The organism is Parasphingorhabdus pacifica (genome assembly GCF_054779195.1).
The window spans coordinates 274,966-297,465 of record NZ_BAAGYS010000002.1 but is presented as its reverse complement, the minus strand read 5'-3'; the positions used below and the strand labels follow the sequence as shown (position 1 = coordinate 297,465).

Sequence of the window (22,500 nt, the reverse complement as noted above, 5' to 3'; positions counted from 1 at the left end):
ATGAACGACCGCGTCCTCCCGGGACGTCGTGCCAGCCGGTTACCCTCGCACTGGTACCGAGGTGCCCGGATACCGAGGTAGCCAGACATCCATCGACCCTGGAGCCCGAGAACCCGTGTTCGACACTCTTTCCGATCGGCTGACATCGGTTCTGAAGAACCTGCGCGGCAAGGGGCGCCTGTCCGATGCCGACATCGACGCGACCGCGCGAGAAATCCGCATCGCGCTGCTGGAAGCGGACGTGGCCCTGCCCGTGGTGCGCGGGTTCATCGCGGGTGTCAAGGAACGCGCCAAGGGTGCGGAGGTCTCACAGGCCCTGAATCCCGCCCAGCAGGTCATCAAGATCGTCAACGAGGAGCTCGTCGGCATCCTCGGCGGCGAGACCCGCAGGCTCGAATACGCCAAGAACCCGCCGACGGTGATCTTGCTCGCGGGCCTGCAGGGTTCGGGCAAGACGACGCTGGCGGGCAAGCTCGCGAACTGGTTCTCCGGTCAAGGACACACGCCGATGCTCGCGGCCTGCGACTTGCAGCGCCCGAACGCGGTGACCCAGCTGCAGGTCGTCGGTGAACGTGCCGAGGTGCCGGTCTTCGCGCCGGAGCCCGGCAACGGCCAGGGTGACCCGGTGGACGTCGCGCGCAGGAGCATCGACGAGGCCACCCGTGCCCAGCACGACATCGTCATCGTCGACACCGCTGGCCGTCTCGGCGTCGACGAAGAGATGATGCAGCAGGCCGCCGATATCCGGGATGCGGTCAACCCCGACGAGATCCTGTTCGTCGTCGACGCGATGATCGGGCAGGATGCGGTCGGCACCGCGGAGGCTTTCCGGGACGGCGTCGGTTTCTCCGGCGTGGTCCTCACCAAGCTCGACGGTGACGCTCGTGGTGGTGCCGCGCTGTCGGTCCGCCAGGTCACCGGCCAGCCGATCATGTTCGCCTCCAACGGCGAGAAGCTCGACGACTTCGACGTCTTCCACCCCGACCGGATGGCCAGCCGGATTCTGGGCATGGGCGACATGCTCACCCTGATCGAGCAGGCCGAGCAGGCGTTCGACGCGGACCAGGCGGAGCAGGCGGCGCAGAAGCTCGGTACGGGAGAGCTCACGCTGGAGGACTTCCTGGAGCAGATGCAGGCGGTCCGGCGGATGGGTCCGTTGCAGAACCTGATCGGCATGCTGCCAGGCGCCGGTCAGATGAAGGACCAGATGGCGAACTTCGACGAAAGCCACCTGGACCGGGTACAGGCGATCATCCGGGGCATGACCCCAGCGGAACGGGACGACCCGAAGATCATCAACGCTTCGCGGCGGCAGCGCATCGCGCGTGGTTCCGGGGTGGCGATCAGCGATATCAACGACCTCGTCAACCGCTTCTTCGAGGCGCGCAAGATGATGCAGCAGATGGCCGGCCAGTTCGGCGGCGGCTTCGGCGGTGGCGGCGGTGGCGGCAAGAAGGGCAAGAAGGGGAAGAAGGGCAAGAAGGGCAAGAACAAGGGGCCGACACCGCCGAAGGGCGTGCGCGGCGGAATGCCCGGACTGCCACCCGGCATGCCCGGCATGCCTCCCGGCGGGATGCCGGGTGGCGCCGGTGGGCCGGACCCGTCGAAGATCGAAGGCGGACTGAACGAACTGCCCGCCGGGTTCGACCCCTCCAAGCTCAACTTCGGCAACGGCAAGAAGAAGAAATGAGCCCGCTGCATCTTCGCGGGACGGTGCTGCCCGACGGTGAGCGACGGGACGTGTGGGTCCGGGACGGGCTGGTCAGCTTCGAGCCGGTGTCGGACGCCGATACCGTCTTCGACGGCGGATTCCTCTTGCCCGGGCTGGTCGACGCGCACTGCCACGTCGGGATCGGCCCGAAGGGCCCGGTCGAGCTGGACGAGGCGGCCGTGCAGGCCAAGACCGATCGGGACGCGGGCACGCTCCTGGTCCGGGACTGCGGTGCCCCGATCGACACCCGTTCGCTGCAGGAACGCGATGACCTGCCCCGGATCATCCGGGCAGGGAGGCACCTGGCCAAACCGAAGCGCTACATCCCGTACCTGGGGGAGCAGCTCGAAGACGAGTCGGAACTGCCCGCGGCGGTCGCCGCGCAGGTGGATTACGGCGACGGCTGGGTGAAGCTCGTCGGCGATTGGATCGACCGTTCCGTCGGCGACCTGTCCCCGCTGTGGAGCGACGGCGTGCTGACCGAGGCGATAGCGGCCGCGCACGCCAAGGGTGCGCGAGTGACCGCTCACGTCTTCGGTGAGGACGCGCTGCCGGGACTGATCAACGCGGGCATCGACTGCATCGAGCACGGCACCGGTCTGACCGACGACACCATCGAGGCGATGGCGAAGCGGGGCACCACTCTGGTTCCGACGCTGATCAACATCGAGAACTTTCCCTCGTTCGCGTCGTCCGCCACGAAGTACCCGGATTACGCCGCGCACATGAACGATCTGTATCGCCGTGGTGACGAGACCGTCGCCAAGGCGATCGAGGCGGGAGTCGCGGTGTACGCGGGTACCGACGCCGGTGGTGGCATCGAGCACGGCACCATCGTCGAGGAGATCCTCGCCCTGCACCGGGTCGGCCTGACCACCGAGCAGGCGCTGGCCGCCGCTTCCTGGTCGGCTCGGGAGTGGCTCGGCTGGTCGGGCCTGCGCGAGGGGGCCGTGGCGGACCTGGTTTGCTACGACGAGGACCCGCGCAAGGACCTCAGGAGTCTGCGGCATCCGCGGCGGATCGTGCTGCGCGGTCGAGTGGTGGCCTGAGCAGCGCTCCCCAACGCGTCCACGAGGGTGGTCGTCGGGCTCGATGCTGCCGGCCCGAGCCGGTGCACTCCACTGCGTCGTGTTGCGACGTTGGCGCGGTGGTTCCTCCGACGCCTGATCTCACCCGCCCGGCGCTCCCAGCCCGTTGTCCGCGCGACCGTCGTTGAACACGTGCACCGGCACATCCGATCTCGCCGAGAACGCCGAATTCCGCTGCCCGCGACGAGATCCCGGGGGCAGAACGGGAGGTCGCGGTTCCCTCGTCGCGGCCCTTTCCGTCGCTTCGTCGCGGGGCCGAGGCCTGCAGCCTCGATGCGGTTCCGGCTCAACGGCACCGGATGTGTGTTGTTCGGCCTTCCCGAAGGTGGTCCCCCGGTGGGGTATCGCGCTCAACGTGTCCGGAGTGCTACCGATCGGCTCCCGATCTAACCTGGATCCGCTGAGAGGGGGCAGCATTGGTCCATCCGCGGGGCGAGCAAGACGGAACGGAGCCGCGGCGGCGACGCCGCATCCGCTGGTCGGCGCTCTTGGAGGCCTCCCCTGCAGCCGGTGTGGCATGGGGTTTCGCCGCGTTCTTCCTCGGCTACGGTGCGTACTACCTCGCCGGTTTCGTGCTGGGGGCGTTCGTTCCCGCGCACTCGACGTTCGACGCGGCATCGCCGCCGAACGTCGGTCCGCTGCTGCTGTTGGCGTTCGCGCCGAATCTCCTGCTCGGGGTCGTTCCCGCGCTGTTCTCCTGGCTGCGGGGCAGTGGCCCGCGGGTCGACTTCGGAGTGCTTCCCACGTGGCGCGACGTGAAGGTCGGGCTGGCCTGCGGCGGTAGCGCCCTGGCTGCCTCGGGAATCGTGGCGGTCGTGGTCGTCAGCGTGTCCGGGCCACCACCCCAGACCGGGTTGTCGGCGTTGATGGGGCAGGAACGCAGCATCTGGCTGGTCCTGTTCGTGCTGTTCGCGTTCCTGGGTGCTCCGTTGACCGAGGAACTGCTGGTTCGCGGAGCACTCTGGGGTGCGCTCGAACACCATCGGGTGCCGCGCTACGCGATCCTGCTGCTGACCGCGTTGATCTTCGCTTTTCTGCACGCCGAGGCGTGGCGGATGCCCATCTTGTTCGTCGGCGGCGTGGCGTTGGGCGTCGCGAGGATGATCACCGGCAGGATCGGTGCCAGTATGGTCGCGCACGCGACCAACAACTTCCTTCCGGCGCTGGTGCTGCTGTTGGCTGCGGGGTGACCCGCATCGGCCTCGCGCCGGACGACTCGACGGTCTGCAGCCGGGGGTCGCCGCGCTGTCGATGGTCGTTCGCTCAACACGGAGGCGCCCTTGCCCGCACAACAGCCACCCGAGTCGACCGGCAGAGCGTGGCCGGAACCTGTGCGGACGGCCGGATCCGTGGTTCAGACGCCGGTGCGAACCCATCGGTGGGGCTTCGGGGCTTTCTTCCTCGCGCAGGCGGTTTTCGTGCTCGCGTCGGTCACCATCTCCGCGTACTTCGGCGACTCCCTCGGGCCAGGACGGACGACCGCCGTCGCGATCGCCCTGATGCTGATCGTGCCCACCGTCCTCGCGGGAGTGGTCGCGGTGCTGATCACGCTCGTGCGCGGTAACGGTCCCCGATTGGACTTCGGCCTGCAGTGGCGGTGGTCGGATGTGACCACCGGACTGGCCATCGGTGTAGTCGGCATGATCAGTACGACGATCGCCTCGATGTTGTGGACCAGGTGGGTCGGTCCGGAAAACGCGAGCTCGACGGTCAGCAGTCTGCTGGACGGGTTGCAGTTGCCTCCCGCGCTGGCCGTGTTGATCTTCCTGCACATGTGGTTGATCGCGCCGATCTGCGAGGAGCTGCTCTACCGCGGGCTCCTGTGGGGTGCGATGGAGCGGCTCAGGTGGAGCCAGGTGACGGTGTTCGTACTGAGTACGGCCACCTTCGCGATCGGACACCTGGAGCCGGACCGCACCCTGCTGCTGTTGGTGATCGCCGTTCCGATCGGGGTGGCACGCATGTTGACCGGACGGTTGACTGCGAGCGTGGTCGCTCATCAGGTGAACAACTTCTTGCCCGCGCTGGGCCTGCTGCTGCTCTCCCTCGGCATGCTGCCGACCTGACCGGGAGTCCTGCCGCGAGCGACGTGCGGGCGTCTGGCAGAATGGGGAGCTGTTCGTCATGAGCGGTCCCTCTCACCGCCCGTGGCCATTCGACGTAAGAGCGCTCCTTTTCGTAACCCCACGCGGACGGGTGCGTTCACCAGAGCAGGAACGAGAGTCTGAGGAGCACCAGCACCCGTGGCTGTGAAGATCAAGTTGGCTCGGATCGGTAAGGTCCGCGAGCCGCACTACCGCATTGTCGTCGCCGACGCCCAAACCCGCCGCAACGGTCGGGCGATCGAGACGATCGGCCAGTACCACCCGTTGGAGAGCCCGAGCCGCATCGTTGTCGACTCGGAGCGGGCGCAGTACTGGCTGGGTGTCGGCGCGCAGCCGACCGAGCCGGTCAAGGGCATCCTCGAGGTCACCGGTGACTGGCAGAAGCACAAGGGCCTGCCCGGTGCCGAGGGCAAGCTCAAGGCCCCCGAGCCGAAGCCGTCCAAGCAGGAGCTGTTCGAGGCGGCGCTGGCTGCCGCCGGAGACGAGTCGGTCACCGAGGCCACCACGCCCAAGAAGAAGGGCGGCAAGAAGGCTGAGGAGAAGGCCGACGCCGGTGCGGACAAGGCCGAGGAGCCGAAGTCCGAGGACGGCAAGGCGTGACAGTCCTCGCGGACGCGCTGGAGCACCTGGTTCGCGGCATCGTCGACAATCCCGACGATGTCCGCGTCCAGCTCTTGACTACCCGACGTGGTCGCACCCTGGAGGTGCGCGTCAACCCGGATGACCTCGGCAAGGTCATCGGTCGCAGTGGGCGTACCGCGACCGCGCTGCGGACGGTCATCTCCGGGATCGGTGGACGTGGTCTCCGGGTCGACGTGGTCGACACCGACCGCTGAGCACGAACATGGCAGACCCCCGATCCTTGACCCTGGCCGTGGGCCGGGTCGTCAAGCCGCATGGCGTTCAGGGCGAGCTGGTGGTCGAGGTGCGTACCGACACCCCGGAGAACCGCTTCGCCGATGGAGCCGTGCTGGGTGTGCGGAAGCGCGGTGCCGACACGCGGGATAGCCTCACGGTGACAGCCGCCCGGCCACACGCCGGGCGGCTTCTCGTGCGCGCCGAGGGCGTGGACAGCCGGGAAGCGGCCGAGGCGTTGCGCGGTGCCGTGCTGACGGTGCGCGGTGACGAACTCGAGCAACCGGACGATCCCGACGAGTTCCACGACCATCAGCTCGAAGGCCTGCGTGTCGTGCGCGTCGGCGGCGAGCAGGTCGGCGCGGTCCGGGAAGTGCTGCACACGCCTGCCGGCGAGGTGTTGACCGTGGACACCGACGACGGCCGCGAGGTGCTCGTGCCGTTCGTCACGCAGATGGTGCCCGAGGTCGACCTCGTCAACGGTCGGCTGACCGTCGACCCGCCGGAGGGCCTCATCGACGACGAGGAGTGATCCCGTCGTGGAGGAACCGGTGTTTTCCTACCAGAGCCTCTGCCGTGACGCGGTGGAGGTGAGCAATGAGGGGCACCAAGCAGCCCATGCGCATCGACGTCATCACGATCTTTCCCGATTACCTCAACCCGCTGCGGGAAGCGCTGCTGGGCAAGGCGATCGAGCGGGAGCGGATCTCGGTTGCCGTGCACGACCTCCGGGACTGGACCCACGACGTGCATCGCGCGGTCGACGACAGTCCTTACGGCGGTGGCCCCGGCATGGTGATGAAGCCGGACGTCTGGGGGGAGGCACTCGACGCTGTGTGCGATCCCACTGCGGGCCCCCCGCCCCGACTCGTGGTTCCCACCCCGGCCGGGAGGCCGTTCACGCAGCGCACCGCCGTCCGGTGGTCCCAGGAATCCCGCCTGGTGTTCGCATGTGGGAGGTACGAGGGCATAGACCAGCGGGTGATCGACGACGCGGCCACGCGCATGCCGGTCGAAGAGGTCTCGATCGGCGATTACGTACTGGTCGGCGGTGAGGTCGCCGCCCTGACCATGATCGAGTCCGTCGTCCGGTTGCTGCCGGGAGTGCTGGGAAACCCGGCTTCGGCGGAGCAGGATTCGTTCTCCGACGGTCTGCTGGAGGGGCCCTGCTACACGCGGCCCGAGGAGTGGCGCGGCCGTGCGGTGCCGGATGTGCTCCGTTCCGGCAATCACGCCGCCATCGACCGCTGGCGGCGTGATCGGGCGCTGGAGCGGACCTTCGAACGCAGGCCCGAACTGCTGGATTCGCTTCCGGAAGGGGCCCTGACCGCCGCGGACCGGATGCGGATCGATAAACTGCGTGAGTCGGAAGCCTCCGACGATTCCCGGGATGCTCCGGGACCGTAGCGTCACCAGCCCTGAATACGGGGCCGGTTTCGGCGTGGAAAGGCACGTCTGGCACACTGGACCGGTTGCTGCAGCCGGGTTGTTGCCGGCGCGCGCACATTGCAAGTTCACCCCGTGTCAGGCGGTGCCCACCGAATCGGTCGGGTCATCGATATGCGAGAACACGGGTGCCAACGACACGGATGAGGACGGACCACCGATGAACACCCTGGACGCGCTGGACGCCCAGTCGCTGCGTTCCGACATCCCCGCTTTCCGGCCTGGCGACACGCTGAAGGTCCACGTCCGCGTCATCGAGGGTTCGCGTGAGCGGAACCAGGTTTTCCAAGGCGCTGTGATCCGCCGTCAGGGCGACGGCGTCCGGGAGACCTTCACCGTTCGCAAGGTTTCCTTCGGTGTCGGCGTGGAGCGCACCTTCCCGGTGCACAGCCCCAACATCGCCAAGATCGAGGTCGCGGCTCGGGGTATCGTTCGCCGGGCGAAGCTGTACTACCTGCGTGATCTCCGTGGCAAGGCCGCCAAGATCAAGGAGCGTCGCGAGTCCGCGATCTCGCGCGCATGAGTCGTGCGCGCTTTCGCGCGACGACTGGATTTTCCGGAACGGCTCGGGTGGATTCACCCGGGCCGTTTCTCGTGTTCGGACGGGTCCTCTGTCCGCCGACCGGAGTCCGGGCTGGGGGCTCATCCCCTTCGGAGATCACCTTCGGGTGAAGAGTGATCGCAGCGAGTTGGGATTCGAAAGCGGTAAGGCCGGCGCGAGCCGGCAAGCGCTGGGTTGAAAAGGGAGAAATCCCTGTTCATGGCAACTTCGGCGGGAAACGGGCCCGATTACCTGCTGTGCAGGGGAGTCCGTGGGAGTGCGATGGCGTTCCAGTAGCCTGGCCGGGTGGCCGATGTCATGCGCTCCGGACCGGAAGAAGAGCCCCAGGACGGGGCCGACGAGGGCCGCGGCCCCGGCGCCGAAGAGGCGTCCGGGCGGCGCTCGCGGCGGCGTTCCCGCAAGAACAAGAAGGGTTCCTTCTGGCGCGAACTCCCCATCCTCATCGTCACCGCGCTGGTGCTGACGGTGCTCATTCAGGCATTCCTCGCCCGGGTGTACGTGATCCCGTCCCAGTCGATGGAGACGACCCTGCACGGGTGCTCCGGGTGCAACAACGACCGCGTGCTGGTCGACAAGGTCACCTACCGGTTCACCGATCCGGCCCCGGGAGACGTGGTCGTGTTCCGGGGGCCCCACTCGTGGGGGGAGAACGAGTTCACGGTTCCCGAACCGACGAACCCCGTGGTGAAGGTGGTTCAGGGCGCGACCTCGCTGCTTGGTTTCGGCGCGCCGGGCGAGAAGGACTTCGTCAAGCGGGTGATCGCAACGGGCGGGCAGACCGTCGAGTGCTGCGACCCGGAGAACCGCGTGCTGGTCGACGGTGAGCCGCTGACGGAGCCCTACATCCATTGGGATTCGGACAGTCCTGCCGGCCAGCAGCAGGCCGAGTTCGAGCCGGTTACGGTCCCGCAGGGGCACCTGTGGGTGATGGGGGACAACCGGAACAACTCCGCGGACTCCCGCGTGCAGGGCGGCGGTGGCATCAACGGTGCCGTCCCGGTCGACAACGTCATCGGTAAGACGCAGGTGATCGTGTTGCCGCCGACTCGCTGGGGTGCCGTTTCGGAGGACAATCCGCAGAACGTGGCCCTGAGCGCCCCGAGCTGGCAGGCTGGGGTCCCGATGGGTGTGGGAGTGGCCGGTGCATTCCCCGTCGTGTGGATCGGCCGTAGGCTCGCGGGTGCGACGCAGGATCGAAATTCGCGGGAGCAACGCTGACGGCAGGAGCTAGACTGGCGGAGTTCCGTCCGCCGAGGACGGTGATCCGTCGGAGCACGGGAAACTGGGCTTTGCAGAGCGCCCTCGACCGCCGCGGGCTCGGCCCGGTGGCGGGAGTGGATGAGGCCGGGCGCGGGGCATGTGCGGGCCCGTTGGTGGTGGCCGCGTGCATCCTCAAACCGGGTGATGCGCGGCGGTTCGACGGGTTGACCGATTCGAAGGCCCTCAGCCCGTCGGAACGTGAACGGTTGTTCGATGTGATCACGGCCAGAGCCCAGGCCTGGTCGGTCGTGGCCATCCAAGCCGAGGAAGTGGATGCTCTGGGCATCCACGTGGCGAATCTGGAAGGCATGCGCCGTGCGGTCGCTCGGTTGAGCCTGCATCCAGGTTACGTGTTGACCGACGGATTCCGGGTGCAGGGCTTGGCGACTCCCAGTGTGGCCGTGGTCAAGGGTGATCTGGTGGCAGCCTGCGTGGCCGCGGCGTCGGTGCTGGCCAAGGTCACGAGGGACCGGATGATGGTCGACCTGCACGCGGAGCTGCCCATGTACGGCTTCGACGAGCACAAGGGCTATTGCACGGGTGTGCACTCGGTGCAGCTTCGGGAGCACGGCCCCAGCGAGCAACACCGCTGGTGCTATTCGAACGTGGCGGCTGCCGCGCAGCTCCACGGACGGAGATCGCCGCGCGCAGTCACCAGCAAACCTGGTTTGTTCGATGCTGCGGAGGGGGACGTGGTGGACAATGAGCAGGCATAGTCCGGTCGGCAATGGGGAAGGGCTCGCACAGCGATGAGCACCGAGGATCTCGAAAAGTACGAGACCGAGATGGAGCTGCAGCTCTACAAGGAGTACCGCGACATCGTCGGGCAGTTCACCTACGTCGTGGAGACGGAGCGCCGTTTCTACCTGGCCAATGCCGTGGACGTTCAGGTGCGCAATTCCGACTCGGAGGTCTACTTCGAGGTGGCGATGTCGGATGCGTGGGTGTGGGACATGTATCGTCCCGCGCGGTTCGTCAAGAACGTGCGTGTGATCACGTTCAAGGATGTGAACGTCGAGGAACTGGACAAGCCTGACCTGAGATTGCCGGAGAACGGTCCCTTCGGCAGCTAGATCTACGAGAGTAGCTCGGCCGGTCACCGCGGTGGCCGGCCGAGCTTTTTGTTTTCGCGGATGGTTCGGTCGGATTGGTTTCGCGGTTCGTGATCCGCTCAGCTGCTCACCCGATTGGTAGCACACGTTCGCATGAAAATGGTGTGTGCAAAAGTGTGAATCACGGGTGAGTTGTGCACAAGGCGGCAAGTTCTCCACAGAGTTGAAATCGGCGTTGGAAAAGCGTCTGCGGGGTGGGCAGTGTGGAGATCGCGACGGAACCGATTCGAGGAGAATCCAATGAGCGAGCTCCCTGCTCCGGTGAAAGCCATGCGTGAGAAAGCAGCCAACGAAAGAGCTATCGGGGGAAAGCCCCAGCAGGACGGGCCTCAGCAGGACGGGCCTCAGCAGGACAGGCCTCAGCAGGACGGGCCCCAGCAGGACAGGCTAGGGCGGCGGACACCGCAACCGGGTTCTCCCCATCCGGGGTCTGCGCGGGCAGGAAAGGCGCGAAGGGAGCGGGCGTCACGAGGGGCCCGAGTGGAAACGTTCACGGGTGTGCTGTCCGATTGCGACACCGCTGCGGGAACGCACCTGCTCGGCAGGGCCGGGGAACGGTTGGCCGCGGCCTGCCTGGAACAGCACGGTCTGACGGTGCTGACGCGCAACTGGCGATGTTCCCTCGGTGAGCTCGACATCATCGCCACGGATGGCGACCAAGCGGTCTTCTGCGAGGTCAAGACCAGGTCCGGAGTCGACTACGGGACTCCGCTGGAAGCGGTTGGTCCGGAGAAGATCGGCCGTATCCGCAACCTCGCCAAGGCGTGGCTGGTCGAGCAGTCGCTGGTGGGTTGTCCGGTGCGTTTCGACGTCGTCTCGGTGTTGTGGCCGCTTGGGGGGTCGGTTCGCATCGATCACCTCGAAGGAGTCTTCTGACTGAGGCCGCGGTCGCTCTCCGGAGTCTCGCGGTCCCTGCCGGGGATGACCCCGTGGAGCGGCAGTGCGTCTGTTTCGAGACTGGTCCCTTGGGGTTGCTCTTCAATTCGGTCCGAATGAGCTTCAGGTCAAAGATTCATTAAGGCGACATCGCCGGAAAGGGGAGCCGCGGATGGCGTTGCGACGAAGTTGGGCAGTGGCGCTTTTCGGCGTCGACGGTGTTCTGGTGGAGATCGAAGCCGATGTGCGCAAGGGGGGATTGCCGAATCTGCAACTGTTGGGGTTGCCGGACACGGCTTTGCAGGAGTCCAAGAACAGGGTTCGATCGGCTATTCAGAATTGTCGCGAGAGCTGGCCGAACACGTGCGTAACCCTGGCGTTGTCCCCGGCCGCGATGCCCAAGGCAGGAACCTCCTACGACGTGGCACTGGCGTGCGCGGTGCTGGCCGGTGCGGAGCAGATACCTCCGGATCGTCTGGAGGGGACGGCACTGTTCGGCGAGTTGGCCCTGGACGGGCGGATCCGCTCCGTGCGTGGCCTGTTACCCGGCCTGTTGGCAGCGCGCAGGGCCGGGATGCCGCGGGCGATCGTCCCGATGGCGGGACTTGCCGAAGCGCAGCTGGTCGACGGGTTGGAGATCTACGGCGCCGAACATCTGAGCGAAGTCCTCGCTTGGCTTCGTGGTTCGGACGAGCTGGCGGAGGTGCCGCTGCTGACGGAGTCGGGTCGCCCCGATGAACAGCCGGACCTGATCGACGTGCGGGGACAACCGGAAGCGCGGTGGGCACTGGAGGTGGCGGCGGCGGGTGGCCACCACCTGCTCATGGTCGGCCCGCCCGGTACCGGCAAGACCATGCTGGCCAAGCGACTCTGCGGGCTGTTGCCCGGCTTGAACCGGCAGGAGGCGTTGGAGGTCACCGCTATCCAGTCGGTGGCCGGTGATCTCTCAGCGGACGCTCCACTCATCAGCACGCCCCCGTTCGTCGCTCCGCACCATTCCCTCTCCGTCTCCGGGCTGGTCGGAGGCGGCGCGGGGTTGGCGAAACCGGGCGCGGTCAGTAGGGCTCACCGAGGGACGTTGTTGTTGGACGAGGCTTGCGAGTTCGGCCTCAAACGATTGGAAGCACTGCGCACGGCATTGGAGGAAGGCGAGATCCGGTTGGCCAGACGGGACGGGACCTTGCGGTATCCGGCGCGCTTCCAGCTGGTGCTCGCTACCAACCCATGTCCGTGTGCCCCGCCGAGGGAGATTGATTGCCAATGCGCACCGCAGGTACGGCGTCGTTACCTGGGCAAGCTCTCCGGACCGCTGATGGATCGGGTCGATCTCCGGGTGCGGATGCGCCCGATCACCGCCATGTCCGTCCACGACGAAGCGCTACCCGAATCCAGCGCGATGGTGCGTGCGCGGGTGGAGGCTGCTCGGGCGACGGCGATCGAACGTTGGGCGGAGCACGGTTGGCAGACCAACGGTGAGGTGCCCGGCCCGGTGTTGCGCCGGGAGTTCGTGTTGCCCGGGAAGGTTACGGCGTTGCTGGACAAGGGGTTGGACAGCGGGGCGGTGACCGCACGTGGCGCCGACCGGTGCTTGCGGGTGGCGTGGACGTTGGCAGATCTCGACGGCAGTGCGCGTCCGGATGCCGACCACGTTGCCGCCGCCCTCGAGTTCCGGGATCGGCGGTCGTAGTGCGGGCGGGACGGAGTGCGGTGGGTTTCGAACGCAGCTGGTTCGGAGTGGAGCGGGGTCTGTCCGGAGTGGGGGAGGTGCGGTGACGAGCGAAAGCACATATCCGCGTGACGAGCTGCTGGTGGCACGTGCGTACTTGTCGGCGGTCGCCGAGCCGCCTGCGCCCGCGCTCGCCGGTTTCATCGCCGAGCAAGGCGTACTCGGGGCTGCTCAGCTGGTGCGTGAGGGCGCGATACCGGAGTCGGTGGCCGATGAGGTCGATGCACGCAGAACGACTGCTTCGGGACACAGCGTGCTGGCGGCGGCGGATGCGGTCGGGGCACGCTTGATCAGCCCCGAACATCCGGAGTGGCCGTGGGAGTCGTTCCGCGAGTTCGTGGACGGCAGAACCGTGGGGATGGTGGGCATGGCTGAACCGGTTGCCCTGTGGGTTCGCGGCGGTGCCCGGCTTTCGGAGGCGTTCGCCGCTTCGGTTGCGATCGTCGGCGCGCGGGCGGCTTCCGGGTACGGGGAGCACTTGGCCGCGGAGTTCGGCCACGGGGTTGCGAGTGCGGGTGTGACGGTGGTCTCCGGGGCCGCGTACGGCATCGACGGTGCTGCGCACCGCGGGGCGCTCGCCGGGGGAGGCACCACCGTAGCGTTCCTGGCGTGCGGCGTGGACATGGATTACCCGGCCGGACACGGAAGGTTGCTGCGGGCGATCGCGACCCAGGGCGCGGTGGTGAGCGAATATCCACCCGGCACCGTGCCACGCAAACATCGATTCCTGGTGCGGAATCGGCTGATCGCGGCGGCCGGGCAAGGCACCGTGGTGGTCGAGGCCGGCTTGCGCAGTGGTGCGGCCAACACGGCGAATTCCTCGGAAGCGTTGGGTCGTCCACTGATGGCCGTACCGGGGCCGGTGAGCTCGGCCACGTCGGTGGGCTGTCACGAAATGGTCCGAGCGGGTAAGGCGGTGCTGGTGACGGCGACCGACGAGATCCTCGAAGTGATCAGCCCGCTGGGCACGAACCCGCAGGTGGAGCGGGAGTCACCGACTCGTCCGATGGACGCCATGGACCCGTCGGCTCGGATTCTCTACGACGTGCTCGCGGAACTCGGTGACGCCGGTGCCGACCGGATCGCGCAGGATTCAGGACTTGCGCTGCGGAAAGTGCGCGCATTACTGCCCACACTGGAAATGGCGGGTTTCGTGGTGCGGACCGAGTACGGGTGGTCCCGCAGCTGAGCACATCGTGACCGTGCCGGATACCACGTCGCACGGATCGTCGCGCCGAGTACCGCGACTTTGTCGAATAATGCTTCAGTTGGCGTCCTCCTGCCGCGTGGCGATGCTTGACCGAGATCGGCGGAGCGACGAGCGTCGGGGCATGGCTCGCACACGTTCCGGTGGTTCCCCGAGACCGGACATTCGCGCGGCTCGATCGATGCTGCCGGCTCAACTCGTTTCCAGCATCAACGCGTTCGAACGGCACCTGACCTTCGAACGGGGTATGTCCGGGCACACGGTCCGCGCGTATCTCGGAGACGTTGTCTCGTTGCTGGATCATGTCCGTCGCAGCAATTCCGGTGAAACCCTGGAAGCACTGTCGATTTCCGTCTTGCGGGAGTGGTTGGCCGAACAGCACTCGCAGCAGGTCAGCCGGGCTACGCTGGCCCGCCGCGCGGCCTCGGCACGAGCTTTCACCGCTTGGGCCACCCGTGCGGGGCTGCTCACGGTGGACCCCGGGCTGCGGCTGACGGCGTCCTCCCCGCAACGAAAACTTCCGGTCGTATTGCGATCGGACCAAGCGGCCACGACTATGCGGGCTTCGGCGAGTGGTGCCGAACAAGGTGATCCGGTAGCGCTGCGCGATCACGCGGTGCTGGAATTGCTGTATGCCACCGGGGTGCGGGTTTCGGAGCTCTGCGGACTCGACTTCGAGGATATCGACCACGACCTGCGGGTCGTACGTGTCGTGGGCAAGGGAGACAAGCAACGAGCAGTGCCGTTCGGCGTACCGGCCGATCGTGCGCTCGGTCGTTGGCTTTCGTCCGGGCGGACCGCGTTGGCGACGGAAAAGTCCGGATCCGCGGTGTTCCTCGGTGTCCGTGGTGGACGATTGGACCCGCGTACCGCGCGCCGCGCGGTACACGACGCGGTCGGCAGCGTGCCGGGGGCGGCCGATGTCGGGCCGCACGGACTGCGCCATTCGGCTGCGACCCATTTGATCGAGGGCGGAGCAGACCTCCGTAGCGTTCAGGAGTTGCTTGGTCACGCTACGCTCGCAACGACTCAGCTCTATACCCACGTGACCGTCGAACGGCTGAAGGCTATCCATGACCGAACCCACCCCCGTTCCTGATGACGCCGGGGGCGGTACCCGCTCGGTGACCGCGTGGTCCACCACGGTGTCGACCAAGCGCACGCCCTCCCGCGAACCGGATCCGGGTGCGTCGACCAATGGCCACGCGAATGGCCGTGTCCAGTATTCCCCCGACTCCGGGGCGCAAGCGGTCGAACCGAGCAGTGCCGGACCCGATGACCTGCGCAACGGCGACGAGGTCGAAGCCGGGATCGTGGCGTTGTGGAAGGCGTTCGGGCAGGAGCGCGATCAGGACCTCCGTGATCGTCTCGTCCTGCACTACGCGCCGTTGGTGAAATACGTCGCGGGCCGGGTCGGCACGGGGTTGCCTTCCCATGTCGAGGTTTCCGACTTGATTCAGTCGGGAATCTTCGGCTTGGTCGATGCGATCGAGAAGTTCGAGCCCGAGCGCGGACTGAAGTTCGAGACCTATGCCATGCAACGGATCCGGGGCGCGATCCTCGACGATCTGCGGGCGCAGGATTGGGTCCCGCGTTCGGTGCGCAGTCGTGCCCGCGATGTGGAAAGGGCGTTGGAACGGCTCGAAGCGAAGCTCCAGCGCACCGCCACCGACAGCGAACTCGCCGACGAACTGGAGGTCACGGCCGACGAGTTGCGGGATCTGTTCGCTCAGCTACAGATGACGAGTGTCGTCGCACTGGACGACCTCATCGGTGTGGGCAAGGGGGCGGCCTCGCTGGCCGAGACGCTGCCGGACGACCGTGCCGAGGACCCCGTGGCGGCCTTGGTCGATCGGGACAGCCGCAGGCAGCTCGCGGAAGCGGTAGAGCGGCTCAGTGATCGGGACAGGATCGTCGTGACGCTCTACTACTTCGAGAACCTCACGCTCGCCGAGATCGGCAAGGTGCTGGGAGTGACCGAGTCCCGCGTCTGTCAGTTGCATACCCGTGCGGTGTTGCGCTTGCGCAGCAAGCTCACCGAGAGCAGTTCCTGATCTCTCAGCCGTGGTGGCGCCGACCGGTGTCGTCGTTCCACGGAAGCAGACGGACGCCCCCGGTGCCGAGCAGGCGCAGCGGGTCGAGGTAGTCGAGTCTGCGGCGTGCTCCCCAGTGCAGGCAGGTCGTAGGGCCGCTCGCCGCGCACTCCGGGTGCCCGGGTTGCAGGTGCCCGATCGGATCGCCGGTGCTGACGAGGTCGCCGACCTGGACGCTGGGGGCCACGGGTTCGTAGGTGGTTCGAAGACCGCTGAGATGTTCGATCGACACCAGGTCGCGGTCCACCACCCGGCCCGCAAAGAGCACCAGCCCGTCGCCGGCCGCCAGCACGGGCTGACCGGGAGTGCCGGTGAGATCCACACCGCGGTGACCCGGGCCGTAGGTGTGGGGAGGCCGTTCGAAGGGGCGCGAGACGGTGGGGGGCGTCGGCGCGAGCGGCCATCCGTACCGGGGGCGTGCGGGGGCCGGACGGGCGTCGGATCGCTCGGCGCGGACCGGTTCGTTCGCGGGCGGCGCCGCACTCACCAGCAGCGGTGTGGCCAGGGCGGCCACGATCAGCAAGCGCATGGTTCAACGCTGCGTCAAATACCGGTCGAGTGACAGTGTGAAATCGGATTCTGTGGACAAACCGCCTGTCTGTGAATAACACGCGGGCACGCCTAGCGGGACTTTTCACGTCCAGTACACTGGCCCTGCGGTTTCGTGCAAGATGAACCGACTTCGCGTGTTCGCGCGGTGTTCTCGATTCCGGTTACCGGCGCAGGTCGTCGATCGATCCGGAGTCTGCCGGGCAAGCGGGTGTGTGGTCGAGGCTTCGGCAGCGGCTGGTGCATACCGCCCGGCGGGCACCCGAACAGGGCTCCTCGCGGTCCCGGACCCGGTCCGGGTGGGGGGCTGGCGAACACCAGGGCGATGGGTCACCCGGCCCGTCGCGTGAACCGAACCGCGCGTCCTCGCGACGCGCCCGACGAACGAGGTGCGAAACAGGCTATGGCCGTCGTCACCATGAAGCAGCTGCTCGACAGCGGCGTGCATTTCGGGCATCAGACCCGGCGCTGGAACCCGAAGATGAAGCGCTACATCTTCACCGAGCGCAACGGCATCTACATCATCGACCTGCAGCAGACGCTGTCCTACATCGATGCCGCCTACGACTTCGTCAAGCAGACCGTGGCCCACGGGGGCACGATCCTTTTCGTCGGCACGAAGAAGCAGGCGCAGGAAGCGATCGCGGAACAGGCACTGCGGGTCGGCATGCCCTACGTCAACCAGCGTTGGCTGGGTGGCATGCTCACCAACTTCCAAACCGTGCACAAGCGTCTGCAGCGTCTCAAGGAGCTTGAGACGATGGAGCAGACCGGTGGCTTCGAGGGTCGCACTAAGAAGGAAATTCTGATGCTGACCCGCGAGAAGGACAAGCTGGTCCGGACGCTCGGCGGTATCCGCGACATGTCCAAGGTGCCCAGCGCCGTGTGGATCGTGGACACCAAGAAGGAGCACATCGCGGTGGGCGAGGCCCGCAAGCTGGGTATCCCGGTTGTGGCGATCCTCGACACCAACTGCGATCCGGACGAGGTCGACTACCCGATCCCGGGTAACGACGACGCGATCCGCTCCGCCGCGCTGCTCACCCGCGTGGTGGCCGACGGTGTCGCGGACGGCCTGATGTCCCGCAGCGGCCGCTCCAACGGTGCTGCCGAGGGCGAGGAGAAGCCCCAGGCCGGTGTGGCCGAAGAGCCGCTGGCGGAGTGGGAGAAGGAACTGCTGTCCGGTTCCGATTCCGCCGCGACCGCGCAGACCGGTTCCGACGCGTCTGCGACCGCGCAGACCGGCGAGCAGCCCGCGCAGTCCTGACCTGCAGCTTCGCGCCCATCGCCACGGTGATGGGCGCGAAGCGTGGCTTCGGGGGCCCGTTGTCACACCGGTGCACGTGGCATTTGAGGTGGGCATTGTCGTTCGGGTGACCGGCTTCGTGACCGCCCGGCCCGACTGCGCGCCGCACGGTCGCCGGTACGACGACCGTGGCGGCGAACCGGCCGGGCATCCCCCGACCCCAGAACTTCCCACTGCGTACACATTCCGAAGAAGGACGGACAACGCACGATGGCGAACTACACTGCGGCCGACGTGAAGCGTCTCCGCGACCAGACCGGCGCCGGCATGATGGACTGCAAGAAGGCCCTCGAGGAGAACGAGGGGGACTTCGACAAGGCCATGGAGGCCCTGCGGATCAAGGGCGCGAAGGACATCGGCAAGCGAGCCGAGCGTTCGGCCGCCGAGGGTCTGGTGGCCGCCGAGGACGGCGTGCTGATCGAGCTCAACTGCGAGACCGACTTCGTCGCCAAGAACGACGAGTTCATCGATCTGGCCAACCGGATCGTCAAGGCCGCCAAGGCCACGAACTCCTCCGACGTGGACGTCGTGCTCGCCGCGGACCTCGACGGCAAGACCGTTGGTGAGACCATCAAGGAACTGGCCGCGAAGATCGGTGAGAAGCTCGAGCTTCGCCGAGTGGTCATCTTCGAGGGTCAGGTCACCACCTACCTGCACCGCCGTTCGGCGGACCTGCCCCCGGCCGTCGGCGTGCTGCTGGAGTACACCGGCTCGGACGAGGAGGCCGCCCGCGCGGCTGCGATGCAGGTTGCCGCACTGCGCGCGCGCTACCTCCACCGGGACGAGGTTCCCGAGGATGTGGTGGCCAACGAGCGCCGCATCGCCGACGAGACCGCGCGTGCCGAGGGCAAGCCGGAGCAGGCCCTGCCGAAGATCGTCGAGGGTCGGCTCAACGGGTTCTACAAGGAGAACGTGCTCCTCGACCAGCCGTCGGTCCAGGACAACAAGAAGACCGTGAAAGACCTGCTCGACGAGGCCGGCGTCACCGTCACCCGGTTCGCTCGTTTCGAGGTCGGCCAGTCCTGAACGAGCGGCGCTCGGCGTGCGTGCACGCCCAGTAGCTGCTAGGTAGTGAGTTGCCGGCTTCGGTCGGTCGAGTCGGTGGCAGTCGCCGGCGAGAGTCGACATTCGCGCCCCGCCTTCGTCGCACCGAGGGCGGGGCGCTTTCTCGCCGGGGGTCTGTCCGACAACAGTTTTCGCGCGACGAGCCTTTCAGGAGTGACAGTGACCGACGACGACCCTGCAGCGGGCGGCTACAGCCGAGTGCTACTCAAGCTCGGCGGCGAGATGTTCGGCGGCGGAAGTGTGGGCATCGATCCCGAGGTTGTCGGTGCGGTCTCCCGACAGATCGCCGATGTCGTTGCCGACGGGGTCGAGGTGGCCATCGTGATCGGTGGTGGCAACTTCTTCCGCGGCGCGGAGCTGCAGCAGCGCGGTATGGAGCGGGCGCGCGGCGATTACATGGCGATGCTGAGCACGGTCATGAACTGCCTGGCGCTGCAGGACTTCCTCGAACGCGAGCACGGCATCGACACCCGCGTCATGACCGCCATCACGATGGGACAGGTCGCCGAGCCCTACATTCCGCGTCGCGCGATGCGCCACATGGAAAAGGGGCGCGTGGTCATCTTCGGTGCCGGGACCGGCATGCCGTACTTCTCGACCGACACCACGGCCGCGCAGCGCGCCCTGGAGATCGGTTGTGAGGTGGTGCTGATGGCGAAGGGCGTCGACGGGGTTTTCACCGCGGATCCGAAGACGACCCCCGAGGCGGAACTGTTCTCCCACATCACGCACCGTGAGGTGTTGGAACGCGGTCTGAAGGTTGCCGATGCGACGGCGTTCAGCCTGTGCATGGACAACCAGATGCCGATCCTCGTCTTCAACCTCCTGGTGGAAGGCAACATCGCACGTGCGGTCAGTGGTGAGAAGATCGGCACCCTGGTCAAGACCCCGGGCGCTGACGAGATGTGAGCGTGCTGGGATCCTGATCGAGTCGCGGGTCGCCGAACCGGAGACGGTCCGCGCAGCAGCACCGACTCCGCAATGTCCACTCCGCCTGCACACTAGAAGGAGCAGCCGTGATCGACGAGACTCTTCTCGATGGCGAGGAGAAGATGCAGAAGGCTGTGGAGGTGGCCAAGGACGAGCTGGCCACGGTCCGCACCGGCCGCGCGAACCCCGCCATGTTCTCCGGCATTGTCGTCGAGTACTACGGTTCGCCGACGCCGCTGAACCAGCTGGCCAGCATCAGCGTTCCCGAGGCTCGCATGGTGGTCATCAAGCCGTACGACTCCAGCCAGCTCCAGGCGATGGAGAAGGCCATCCGTGACTCGGACCTGGGGGTCAACCCCACCAACGACGGCAAGCTGATCCGAGTGGCGATTCCGCAGATGACCGAGGAACGCCGCAAGGACATGGCCAAACTCGCCAAGCAGAAGGGCGAGGAAGGCAAGATCACCGTTCGCGGGATCCGGCGCAAGGTCAAGGAAGAGATCGACCGCATCGTCAAGGACGGCGAAGCGGGCGAGGACGAGGGCACTCGTGGTGAGAAGGAGCTGGAGAACACCACTCACCGGTACGTCGGCCAGATCGACGAACTCGTCAAGCACAAAGAGGCCGAGCTTCTTGAGGTCTGACGAGCCGTTCCGGAGTGAGTGAGGCTCATGAGGACTCGTGGGAACGCGAACAACGCCAGAACGCATTCTGAAAGAACCTGCCAGTGGTGACGGCCAGCCGGTGTGAAGGTGAGTCCGGGATGTCGAGCGAGGTACCGGGCTCTCCTTCGCCCGCGTCCCGTGCGGGGCGCGACCTTCGCGCCGCTATCGGGGTCGGAGTGGTGCTGGGTGCGGCGATCATCATGTCGCTGTTGATGTCACGGCACGTGTTCATCGGCATCGTGGCGGCTGCCGCGGCTGTTTCCACCTTCGAGTTGGCGGGTGCGCTGCGGCGCGGTGCGGATATCCGGATTTCGCTGGTGCCTGTGCTGGTCGGTGGCCAGGCGATGCTGTGGTTGTCGTGGCCCCTGGGTTTGCGTGGCTTGTTGCTGGCGTTCACCGGCACCGTGCTGGCGTGTATGGCCTGGCGGTTGTGGGCCGGGGTCGAGGGCTACCTGCGGGATGTGACCGCGTCGGTGTTCACGGCTGCGTACGTGCCGATGTTCGGTGCGTTCGCGGCCATGCTCGCGGTCCCGGAGGACGGCGGGTTCCGCGCGCTGGCGTTCATGATCGGCGTGGTCGCTTCCGACACCGGTGGGTACGCGTTCGGCGTCTTCTTCGGACGTCACCCGATGGCCCCGGAGATCAGCCCGAAGAAGTCCTGGGAGGGCTTCGCGGGGTCGATGCTCACGGGTGTGACGGCCGGTGTGCTTTCGCTCGTGTTGCTGTTGGACGGGCAGTGGTGGCACGGTGCGCTCTTCGGGGCGGCTCTGGTCTGCAGTGCCACGTTCGGTGACCTGCTGGAGTCGGTGATGAAGCGGGATCTCGGCATCAAGGACATGGGAACGATGCTGCCCGGCCACGGTGGGCTGATGGACCGGATGGATTCGCTGTTGCCGTCCGCCGTGGTGGCGTGGGTGGTGCTGTCCTGGTTGCTGCCGAGCTGATGCGCGGACAACGTGCTCGCTCGGCGCCGGGGGTCACACCGAGTCCGAACATCTGGCACTGGCCGGACGTCTACGAGGTCGAGAACCGGGCGCAGGACTCCGGTGGGGTGCTGTGGGCCGCTGTCCGCGATCGGTGCGACTGGAGTGGCGGCGACGTCGTCGACGTCGGTTGTGGTGATGGTTTCCACCTACCCTTCTTCGCCGCGACGGCCCGGTCGGTGATCGGGGTCGAACCGCATCCTCCGCTTGCGAGCCGGGCTTCCCAGCGCATGACCGGCGAACCCGGTGTCGAGGTGTTCTCAGCGCCTGCCCAGCGGTTGCCGGTGGCGGATTCCGCCGTCGACCTGGTGCACGCGCGCACGGCGTACTTCTTCGGGCCCGGTTGCGAGCCTGGTCTTGCCGAAGCCGAACGCGTGCTGCGGCCGGGCGGATCGATCGTGATCGTCGACTTGGACGCGTCGTGTCCGCCTTATGGGGATTGGATGCGGGCGGATGCGCCACATTACGACCCGCGTGCGGTGGAGGCCTTCTTCGATCGGCACGGCTTCCGCAGTGTGCGGGTGGACACGCAGTGGTGCTTCGAGGATCGGGCGGCTTTGGAAGCGGTCCTGGGAATCGAATTCTCCGCGAAGGTGGCTCGGCGGGCGGCGACCGAGGTCTCGGGGCTCACGATCCCGGTCGGGTACCGGGTGCGGTCCCGGACCAAGCCGGTGTGCCTGCTTCGCCCTGGTTCGTCGTCCTGATCCCCCGGCGTACTACGCGCCGTGAGTGGATGGGGCAGAACGGGCACGGCGGGTGCCGGTGGAGGGCACTGACGGATGACCTAGTTTTGACGCGGTGGCGAAAGCGTTACGTTCCGGTGCCTCTTCCGCAATCCGAACGCCCCCGAATGACGCCTTGTCTGCACGTGCATCCCGTGATCGACTTATATCGGCACGGTTCGTGGTTGTGTTACATACCGTGCGCCACATTTCGCATCGCCGACGGCAAACAGGAGCAG

At 66.9% G+C, this 22,500-nt stretch carries 24 protein-coding genes; 23 read left to right on the top strand and 1 reads right to left on the bottom strand.

Features of this window, described 5'->3' with window-relative positions:
• Positions 1 to 115: 115 nt before the first annotated feature.
• From ffh to whiG, 17 genes are all read left to right on the top strand, one after another.
• Positions 116 to 1,690, top strand: coding sequence for a signal recognition particle protein (ffh, locus tag ACYVAN_RS01380; protein WP_460954704.1), 1,575 nt, complete (start codon positions 116 to 118; stop codon positions 1,688 to 1,690).
• Positions 1,687 to 2,760 (top strand): amidohydrolase family protein, encoded by a 1,074-nt coding sequence (locus ACYVAN_RS01375; RefSeq protein WP_460954702.1) that lies wholly within the window; start codon positions 1,687 to 1,689, stop codon positions 2,758 to 2,760. Before ffh ends, ACYVAN_RS01375 begins: the two co-directional genes overlap by 4 nt.
• A 551-nt stretch (positions 2,761 to 3,311) precedes the next feature.
• Positions 3,312 to 3,989, top strand: a complete 678-nt coding sequence (locus tag ACYVAN_RS01370) for a lysostaphin resistance A-like protein (protein ID WP_460954700.1) — start codon at positions 3,312 to 3,314, stop codon at positions 3,987 to 3,989.
• A 174-nt stretch (positions 3,990 to 4,163) separates the two neighbouring features.
• The gene (locus tag ACYVAN_RS01365) at positions 4,164 to 4,865 is read left to right on the top strand and encodes a lysostaphin resistance A-like protein (RefSeq protein WP_460954698.1); all 702 of its coding nucleotides are present in this window, start codon (positions 4,164 to 4,166) and stop codon (positions 4,863 to 4,865) included.
• 177 nt (positions 4,866 to 5,042) lie between these two features.
• A complete protein-coding gene (rpsP, locus tag ACYVAN_RS01360; RefSeq protein ID WP_460954696.1) occupies positions 5,043 to 5,504 on the top strand; it encodes a 30S ribosomal protein S16 in 462 nt (153 codons plus the stop codon).
• The gene (locus tag ACYVAN_RS01355) at positions 5,501 to 5,740 is read left to right on the top strand and encodes an RNA-binding protein (RefSeq protein ID WP_460954694.1); all 240 of its coding nucleotides are present in this window, start codon (positions 5,501 to 5,503) and stop codon (positions 5,738 to 5,740) included. The genes rpsP and ACYVAN_RS01355 overlap by 4 nt, the downstream gene beginning before the upstream one ends.
• An 8-nt stretch (positions 5,741 to 5,748) precedes the next feature.
• Complete coding sequence (rimM, locus tag ACYVAN_RS01350) at positions 5,749 to 6,291, top strand: ribosome maturation factor RimM (RefSeq protein ID WP_460954692.1); 543 nt, start codon at positions 5,749 to 5,751, stop codon at positions 6,289 to 6,291.
• Between the two features lie 65 nt (positions 6,292 to 6,356).
• Positions 6,357 to 7,166 (top strand): tRNA (guanosine(37)-N1)-methyltransferase TrmD, encoded by an 810-nt coding sequence (gene trmD, locus ACYVAN_RS01345; protein WP_460954690.1) that lies wholly within the window; start codon positions 6,357 to 6,359, stop codon positions 7,164 to 7,166.
• Positions 7,167 to 7,365: 199 nt separating this feature from the next.
• Positions 7,366 to 7,728: a 50S ribosomal protein L19 gene (gene rplS, locus ACYVAN_RS01340; protein WP_460954688.1), complete on the top strand. Its 363-nt coding sequence runs from the start codon at positions 7,366 to 7,368 to the stop codon at positions 7,726 to 7,728.
• A 324-nt stretch (positions 7,729 to 8,052) separates the two neighbouring features.
• Positions 8,053 to 8,985 carry a signal peptidase I gene (gene lepB, locus ACYVAN_RS01335; protein ID WP_460954686.1) on the top strand — a complete coding sequence of 311 codons (933 nt, stop codon included), beginning with the start codon at positions 8,053 to 8,055 and terminating at the stop codon, positions 8,983 to 8,985.
• A 41-nt stretch (positions 8,986 to 9,026) separates the two neighbouring features.
• Positions 9,027 to 9,743, top strand: a complete 717-nt coding sequence (locus ACYVAN_RS01330) for a ribonuclease HII (RefSeq protein WP_460954684.1) — start codon at positions 9,027 to 9,029, stop codon at positions 9,741 to 9,743.
• A 33-nt stretch (positions 9,744 to 9,776) separates the two neighbouring features.
• Positions 9,777 to 10,100 (top strand): DUF2469 domain-containing protein, encoded by a 324-nt coding sequence (locus ACYVAN_RS01325; protein WP_460954682.1) that lies wholly within the window; start codon positions 9,777 to 9,779, stop codon positions 10,098 to 10,100.
• A 519-nt stretch (positions 10,101 to 10,619) separates the two neighbouring features.
• Positions 10,620 to 11,015, top strand: coding sequence for a YraN family protein (locus ACYVAN_RS01320; protein WP_460954680.1), 396 nt, complete (start codon positions 10,620 to 10,622; stop codon positions 11,013 to 11,015).
• Between the two features lie 172 nt (positions 11,016 to 11,187).
• Positions 11,188 to 12,702: a YifB family Mg chelatase-like AAA ATPase gene (locus tag ACYVAN_RS01315; protein ID WP_460954678.1), complete on the top strand. Its 1,515-nt coding sequence runs from the start codon at positions 11,188 to 11,190 to the stop codon at positions 12,700 to 12,702.
• 82 nt (positions 12,703 to 12,784) lie between these two features.
• The gene (gene dprA, locus ACYVAN_RS01310) at positions 12,785 to 13,930 is read left to right on the top strand and encodes a DNA-processing protein DprA (RefSeq protein ID WP_460954676.1); all 1,146 of its coding nucleotides are present in this window, start codon (positions 12,785 to 12,787) and stop codon (positions 13,928 to 13,930) included.
• Between the two features lie 199 nt (positions 13,931 to 14,129).
• Positions 14,130 to 15,047, top strand: a complete 918-nt coding sequence (locus ACYVAN_RS01305) for a tyrosine recombinase XerC (protein ID WP_460954674.1) — start codon at positions 14,130 to 14,132, stop codon at positions 15,045 to 15,047.
• Positions 15,022 to 16,002 carry an RNA polymerase sigma factor WhiG gene (gene whiG, locus ACYVAN_RS01300; RefSeq protein WP_460954672.1) on the top strand — a complete coding sequence of 327 codons (981 nt, stop codon included), beginning with the start codon at positions 15,022 to 15,024 and terminating at the stop codon, positions 16,000 to 16,002. Before ACYVAN_RS01305 ends, whiG begins: the two co-directional genes overlap by 26 nt.
• A 4-nt stretch (positions 16,003 to 16,006) precedes the next feature.
• Here the strand turns inward: whiG and ACYVAN_RS01295 are convergent, their stop codons facing one another.
• Complete coding sequence (locus ACYVAN_RS01295; RefSeq protein WP_460954670.1) at positions 16,007 to 16,570, bottom strand: M23 family metallopeptidase; 564 nt, start codon at positions 16,568 to 16,570, stop codon at positions 16,007 to 16,009.
• A 423-nt stretch (positions 16,571 to 16,993) separates the two neighbouring features.
• Here ACYVAN_RS01295 and rpsB point away from each other — a divergent pair, with 423 nt between their 5' ends.
• The 6 genes from rpsB (at position 16,994) to ACYVAN_RS01265 (ending at position 22,243) form a co-directional block, all read left to right on the top strand.
• A complete protein-coding gene (gene rpsB / locus ACYVAN_RS01290; RefSeq protein WP_460954668.1) occupies positions 16,994 to 17,857 on the top strand; it encodes a 30S ribosomal protein S2 in 864 nt (287 codons plus the stop codon).
• Between the two features lie 249 nt (positions 17,858 to 18,106).
• A complete protein-coding gene (gene tsf / locus ACYVAN_RS01285) occupies positions 18,107 to 18,922 on the top strand; it encodes a translation elongation factor Ts (RefSeq protein WP_460954667.1) in 816 nt (271 codons plus the stop codon).
• 198 nt (positions 18,923 to 19,120) lie between these two features.
• Positions 19,121 to 19,870, top strand: a complete 750-nt coding sequence (gene pyrH / locus ACYVAN_RS01280) for a UMP kinase (RefSeq protein WP_460954665.1) — start codon at positions 19,121 to 19,123, stop codon at positions 19,868 to 19,870.
• 107 nt (positions 19,871 to 19,977) lie between these two features.
• A complete protein-coding gene (frr, locus tag ACYVAN_RS01275) occupies positions 19,978 to 20,535 on the top strand; it encodes a ribosome recycling factor (RefSeq protein ID WP_460954663.1) in 558 nt (185 codons plus the stop codon).
• Positions 20,536 to 20,654: 119 nt separating this feature from the next.
• Positions 20,655 to 21,500: a phosphatidate cytidylyltransferase gene (locus ACYVAN_RS01270; RefSeq protein ID WP_460954661.1), complete on the top strand. Its 846-nt coding sequence runs from the start codon at positions 20,655 to 20,657 to the stop codon at positions 21,498 to 21,500.
• Entirely contained in the window at positions 21,467 to 22,243 is a 777-nt protein-coding gene (locus tag ACYVAN_RS01265) for a class I SAM-dependent methyltransferase (RefSeq protein ID WP_460954659.1), read from the top strand. The genes ACYVAN_RS01270 and ACYVAN_RS01265 overlap by 34 nt, the downstream gene beginning before the upstream one ends.
• Positions 22,244 to 22,500: the final 257 nt, after the last annotated feature.

Coding starts and splice junctions, on each gene's coding strand:
- rplS (WP_460954688.1), top strand. CDS start 7,366: ATGAACACCCTGGACGCGCTGGACGCCCAGTCGCTGCGTTCCGACATC.
- ACYVAN_RS01375 (WP_460954702.1), top strand. CDS start 1,687: ATGAGCCCGCTGCATCTTCGCGGGACGGTGCTGCCCGACGGTGAGCGA.
- rimM (WP_460954692.1), top strand. CDS start 5,749: ATGGCAGACCCCCGATCCTTGACCCTGGCCGTGGGCCGGGTCGTCAAG.
- whiG (WP_460954672.1), top strand. CDS start 15,022: ATGACCGAACCCACCCCCGTTCCTGATGACGCCGGGGGCGGTACCCGC.
- trmD (WP_460954690.1), top strand. CDS start 6,357: ATGAGGGGCACCAAGCAGCCCATGCGCATCGACGTCATCACGATCTTT.
- rpsB (WP_460954668.1), top strand. CDS start 16,994: ATGGCCGTCGTCACCATGAAGCAGCTGCTCGACAGCGGCGTGCATTTC.
- ACYVAN_RS01295 (WP_460954670.1), bottom strand. CDS start 16,570: ATGCGCTTGCTGATCGTGGCCGCCCTGGCCACACCGCTGCTGGTGAGT.
- tsf (WP_460954667.1), top strand. CDS start 18,107: ATGGCGAACTACACTGCGGCCGACGTGAAGCGTCTCCGCGACCAGACC.
- ACYVAN_RS01270 (WP_460954661.1), top strand. CDS start 20,655: ATGTCGAGCGAGGTACCGGGCTCTCCTTCGCCCGCGTCCCGTGCGGGG.
- ACYVAN_RS01315 (WP_460954678.1), top strand. CDS start 11,188: ATGGCGTTGCGACGAAGTTGGGCAGTGGCGCTTTTCGGCGTCGACGGT.
- ACYVAN_RS01325 (WP_460954682.1), top strand. CDS start 9,777: ATGAGCACCGAGGATCTCGAAAAGTACGAGACCGAGATGGAGCTGCAG.
- ACYVAN_RS01305 (WP_460954674.1), top strand. CDS start 14,130: ATGCTGCCGGCTCAACTCGTTTCCAGCATCAACGCGTTCGAACGGCAC.